Origin of the sequence: Pontiella sp., assembly GCF_041622395.1 — a bacterium.
Lineage (GTDB): Bacteria > Verrucomicrobiota > Kiritimatiellia > Kiritimatiellales > Pontiellaceae > Pontiella.
Genome location: NZ_JBFJYW010000254.1, coordinates 1 through 5,510 on the forward strand (window position 1 = coordinate 1; position 5,510 = coordinate 5,510).

Annotated in this window: 5 protein-coding genes; all 5 read left to right on the forward strand. The window is 61.8% G+C overall.

What is annotated here, in order from left to right; genetic code table 11:
• Window positions 1-835 (forward strand): peroxidase family protein (locus ABYO54_RS13305; RefSeq protein ID WP_372808736.1); only part of this gene is annotated, 835 nt, incomplete at its 5' end.
• Window positions 836-1,220: 385 nt separating this feature from the next.
• A complete protein-coding gene (locus tag ABYO54_RS13310) occupies window positions 1,221-1,868 on the forward strand; it encodes a CerR family C-terminal domain-containing protein (protein WP_372808737.1) in 648 nt (215 codons plus the stop codon).
• Between the two features lie 2 nt (window positions 1,869-1,870).
• Window positions 1,871-3,277, forward strand: coding sequence for an efflux transporter outer membrane subunit (locus tag ABYO54_RS13315; RefSeq protein WP_372808738.1), 1,407 nt, complete (start codon window positions 1,871-1,873; stop codon window positions 3,275-3,277).
• Window positions 3,274-4,512, forward strand: a complete 1,239-nt coding sequence (locus ABYO54_RS13320) for an efflux RND transporter periplasmic adaptor subunit (RefSeq protein ID WP_372808739.1) — start codon at window positions 3,274-3,276, stop codon at window positions 4,510-4,512. The genes ABYO54_RS13315 and ABYO54_RS13320 overlap by 4 nt, the downstream gene beginning before the upstream one ends.
• A gap of 112 nt (window positions 4,513-4,624) precedes the next feature.
• On the forward strand, window positions 4,625-5,510 hold an 886-nt coding region (locus ABYO54_RS13325; protein WP_372808740.1), incomplete at its 3' end, for an efflux RND transporter permease subunit.

The following is a 5,510-nucleotide window of genomic DNA, read 5'->3' on the forward strand; positions in this document are numbered from 1 at the left end:
CCTCGACTCCGGGCTGTCGATATCCCAGCTGGTCTATACCGCCTGGTCATCGGCCTCCACCTTCCGCGGCTCCGATAAGCGCGGTGGTGCCAACGGCGCACGGATCCGCCTCGCGCCCCAGAACAAGTGGGCCGTCAACCAGCCGGCGCAGCTGAAGAAGGTGCTCAAGGCGCTCGAAAACATCGTGGATGCGTTCAACCGGGCCAACGACAAGAAACAGGTATCGCTGGCCGACCTCATCGTGCTGGGCGGTTGCGCGGCGGTGGAAGAGGCCGCGCGCAAGGCCGGCCACAAGGTCAAGGTCCCCTTCACGCCCGGCCGCACCGATGCCGCGCAGGAAATGACCGAGGTGGATTCGTTTGCCTACCTCGAGCCGCTGGCCGACGGATTCCGCAACTACCTGCCCCGGAAATATGCCATCTCCGCCGAAGAACTGCTGGTGGACAAGGCGCAGTTGCTCACGCTGACCGCGCCGGAAATGACGGTGCTCGTCGGCGGCCTGCGCGTGCTGAACGCCAACTACAAGAAGTCGAAAAACGGCGTCTTGACCAAGCAGAAGGAGACGCTCACCAACGACTTCTTCGTCAACCTGTGCGACATGGCGACCGAGTGGAAACCGTCGGAAGAAGACGGCATCTACGAGGGGTTCGACCGCAAGACCGGCAAGCGCAAGTGGACCGCCACCCGCGTGGATCTGGTCTTCGGCGCCAACCCGCAGTTGCGCGCGCTGGCGGAAGTCTACGCGCAGGACGACGCTAAGAAAAAATTCGTGACCGACTTCGTTGCGGCCTGGGACAAGGTGATGAACCTCGACCGCTTCGACCTCGCGCGTTAATCGCAAAAATATAGGCAAGAGAGCAGGCCCCAACCAGCCTGCTTTTTTACCCTAAATCCGGGAATGGAACCACTGATGAACCCAGATGGACACGGATACTCAATTGGATGTGGAGTTGGTTCCGCTCACCCGCCGGAGTAAGAACCTGTTCCGCATAAGGGGGTGCCTAAGGAGCGCAACGGGAAAAGAAGTCGAACGGTAAGCAACCATGCACAAACACGGGAATTTCCTACGAGCTGTCGGTTAAAGAAGGCTTGAAAACCGCCTCAAAGGCTGCGGCCCGGCGCGATTCAAATGGGCATTTGAAATGTTTCTTCAAATCGTTTGACAATAAAAGCGCCGCCCCCTACGTTTCATGCCTTCGATTCAAATGGGCATTTGAAACATGGGCAAAAAACGGACTACCAAAGAGCGACTGATCCAGGCGGCGAGCCAGATTTTCGCGGAAAAAGGCTATCGCGATACCACCGTGGCCGAAATCTGCGAAGCGGCCGGCGCAAACATTGCGGCGGTGAACTACCATTTCGGCGATAAATCGAACCTCTATCGGCAGGTTTGGGAATATTTGTTCGCGCTATCGGCCGCCGAATACCCACTGCCGACCGATCTGATCGAAACGGATCCGGAGGCTTGGCTGCGGCAGTTCATCCGCTCCCGCATCGAACAGATTTTCTGCACGGGCACCCCCCACCGATTGCCCCAGCTGCTGCACCGCGAAATGGGCGAACCGACCGAGATGCACGAAAGCCTGTTCGAAAAGCATCTTCTGCCGACCCATGAACGGGTGAGCCAGGCGATCCGGCAGCTGATCGGCCCCGGCGTATCGGAGAACCAGCTCAAGCTGGCCCACCTCAACTTCATGAGCCTGCACATCTTCCTCAACGTCGGGCACCAGAAGAACAAAACCTCCTGCCAGTGCAGACACCGCCTCCCCTCGACCGAAAACCCGGCCGAGCTGGCCCGCCAGGTCGAAGCGTTTGCGATCGGCGGACTGCTCGCCACCCGCGATTTAATCCACAACACAGGAAAATGATCATGACCAACCATAAAGCAATGGTTTATGGGCTCGTCCTCGGGACCACCGCGCTGGGGCTCAGCTCCTGCACGACGCTCGAACCCGATCGCGAGGCCGACTTGCTCAAGGAGCAAACGCCCGAACGGTTCGCCAACGCTTCCGGCAGCGCCGCGATGCAGACCCGTTGGTGGAAGGCCTTCGATTCGGCGCAACTCGACCGGCTGATGGACGAGGCGTTCGCGGGCAACCTCTCGCTGGAGCAGGCCTTCGCCCGGATGGAGCAGGCCGCGGCCACCGCCCGCAAGAGCGGAGCCGCCGGCAAGTTCCAGCTCGATGCCCAAGCCTCCTCTTCCTCGAAACACTTTGCCTACGCCGACGCCGACCACACCACCACGCCCGCCAGCACCCTCGGCCTTTACGCCAGCTACGAGGTGGATCTGTGGGGCCGGCTGAAGTCCGCCGAACGCGCCTCGCTCGCGGCCTTCGAAGCCACGAAATTCGACCTGCAAACGGCGGGAATGAGCCTCTCCGCCGCGCTTGCAACCTCCTACTTCTCCTGGCAGGCGCAATCGGAAGCGCTGCGCATTTACGAAAGCCAGCTCGAATCCAACCGCAACAAGCTGGCCGCCCTCGAGCGCCGCTACCAATCCGGACAGTCCACCTCGCTTGCGGTTCTGCAGCAGCGCCAGCAAGTGGCGGCCAGCGAGGCGCGCATCCCGCCCGCCCTCGCCCAGATGCAGGAAACCGAAAACGCCATTGCCGTCCTCATCGGGAAGATTCCCGGAACCGACCTTCGACTGGAGCCCGAGCCGCTGCCATCCCCCCCCCCCCAACCGGCGGCCGGGCTTCCAGTCAACCTACTCGAAAACCGCCCCGACCTCCAGGCGGCCCGCCTCAGCCTCGAATCGGCCGACTGGAACGTCGGCGCCGCGCGTGCGGCGCGCCTGCCCACCCTCTCGTTGAGCGGGTCGGTCTACACCACCGACGAAAAGATCGAGAACCTGTTCGACGACTGGGTCTCCAACCTCGCCGCGAGCCTGGTTGCGCCGTTGCTCGACGGCGGTTCGCGCAAGGCGGAGGTCGACCGCACCCTGGCCGTCTCGCGCGAACGCATCGCCACCTACCGCTTGGCCGTGCTCGAAGCAATCCAGGAAACCGAGGATGCGCTGAGCAGCGAGCGGCATCAGGCCGATTATGTCGAGGCGATCGCCAAGCAGTACGAAGCCGCGAAAAACAGCGAGGCCGAATCGATCCGCCGCTACCAGCGCGGCATCCTGCCCTTCCTCGACACCCTCACCGCCATCGTCGCGCGTGAAGCGCTCGAAATCACCCATGTACAAGCCAAAGCCGATCTGCTCGGCGACCGCATTCAACTTTACCGCGCCCTTGGAGGCGACTGGACATTCATGCTGGAGGAAAACAAATGAACAACGCAACCCGCCGTATCGTATCCATAGCCATCGGCATCGCCTTCATTCTCGGAGGATTCCTGGCCGCTAGCTGGTTTGTGAAAAACAAGCCCCAGGCCCAGCGCGGCCGTCCCATGTCGTCGATGGTTCCCGTGGTGGAAACCACGAAGCTGAAAACCACCGACCAAATCCACGTCGTCGAATGTCTCGGCACCGTTGCGGCCGACAAGTCCGCGTCCATCCAGGCCGAAGTCAGCGGGCGGATCGTGGCCGTCAATCCCGGGCTCGTCGAAGGCGAGTTGGTGAAAGAAGGCGATGTGCTGATCGAGATCGAATCGGCCGACTACGAGCTGGCGCTGGCCAAAGCGGAGGCGAGCCTGCTGACCGCGCAAAGCCAATACCGCATCGAGCAGGGCCAGCAGGACGCCGTCCGCCACGAAATGGAACTGATGGGCTCGCAAGACGCGGACAACACCTACCGCGACCTGATCCTGCGGGAACCCCAGCTCAAATCGGCCGAGGCCTCTGTCAAGAGCGCCGAACTGGCCGTGGAATCCGCCAAGCTGAATCTCGAGCGCACGAAGATCCGCGCCCCGTTCGATGCCGTCGTGGTTTCCGAAACCGCGGATATCGGCGACTATGCGCAAAATTCCAAGGTGCTGGCCGAGCTGGCCGCGACCGACCGCTATTTCGTTCGCGCCTCGGTTCCGCTCAGCTCCCTCGCCCCGCTGCCGAAGCTCGGCAAGCAGCCCTACGCCGCCACCCTCACCCTTTCCGACGGAACCACCCAGCCCGCCCAAACCTACAAGCTGTTGCCCGGCCTCAGCACGAAAGGACGCATGGCGCGCCTGCTGCTGACTGCGGACAAGCCCTACGCCCGCGCCGGCCGGCCGATGCTGATCGACGAATTCGTGCGCATCCGCATCGAGGGCGAAACCATCAAGGATGCCCTGCTGTTGCCGCGCGCATACCTGCGCGACGGCAACGTCGTCTGGACGATCGACGGCGAAAACAAACTCCGCATCCTGCCGGCCGAAGTGCTCGAGGGCTATGCGAACGACGTGCTCGTCCGCATCGAAGGCGCCGCCGAGTTCGAAATCGTCACCTCCAGCCTGCCCGCCGCGGTCGAAGGCATGGAGATGCGCCGCGTCGGCGAAAAAGCCCCGGAGCCTAAACCGGGCATGGGCCAAGGCCAACCCGGCGCAGGAAAAGGCAACGGCCGGCTACCATCGAAAAAACCACAGGGAACTTAAGGTAACATGGATTTTTCACCACAGAGAGCTCAGAGGCACAGAGCTTTTTTGTAGGCTTAGTAACCAGCCCTCTGTGCCTCAGTGAACTCTGTGGTTTTAAAAAGGAAGTACAATGAATACTGTTTTGGATAAATTCAAGGGGCCGATCGCCTGGATGGTCAAGAATCCGGTTGCGGCCAACCTGCTGATGATTCTCTGCCTGGTCGGCGGCTACGCCTCCTTCACGCAGATCAAGCAGGAGGTCTTTCCCGACATCAGCGCCGACATGGTCACCATCCGCGTCACCTATCCCGGCGGCACGCCCGAAGAGATGGAACAAAGCGTCTGCCTCGCGGCCGAAGAAGCCGTGCGCGGCATCGAGGGCGTTTTCGAAGTCACGTCCGTTGCCCAGGAAGGCTCGGCCACCGTCAGCGCCGAACTGCTCGAAGGCGTCGACAGCATCAAGGTCTATCAGGACATCAAAAGCGAGATCGACCGCATCACCACCTTCCCGGACGGGGCCGAACGGCCCGTGGTTGCGCTGGCCGCCCGCCTTCGCGAAGCGATGGAGCTGGTCCTCTATGGCGACGCGTCCGACATGACCCTGCGCAACATTGCCGAACAGGTGCGCGATCGCCTGCTGCAAAGCGAGAACATCACCCAGGTCGAACTCTCCGGCACCCGCGACATGGAAATCAGCGTGGAAGTCTCGCAGGACAAGTTGCGCGAATATGGCCTGACCCATCAGTCGCTGGCCTCGACCATCGATACGCAGTCGCGCGAGATTTCCGGCGGCGGCATCAAGACCGAGAGCGGCGAAACCCTGCTGCGCATGCAGGAACGGCGGAACTATGGCACCGAGTTCGCCCAGACCCCCATCCTCGCGACCGAAGACGGAACCCCCCTCAAGCTCAACGACATCGCTACCGTTGTGGATGACTTCGAAGACTCCGATGCCTTTGCAAACTACAACGGCAAACCCTCCATCATGCTGGAAATCTACCGCGTCGGCGACCAGA

Excerpts from the sequence above, each read along its gene's own strand:
- ABYO54_RS13320 (WP_372808739.1), top strand. The coding sequence starts at position 3,274 with ATGAACAACGCAACCCGCCGTATCGTATCCATAGCCATCGGCATCGCC.
- ABYO54_RS13310 (WP_372808737.1), top strand. The coding sequence starts at position 1,221 with ATGGGCAAAAAACGGACTACCAAAGAGCGACTGATCCAGGCGGCGAGC.
- ABYO54_RS13315 (WP_372808738.1), top strand. The coding sequence starts at position 1,871 with ATGACCAACCATAAAGCAATGGTTTATGGGCTCGTCCTCGGGACCACC.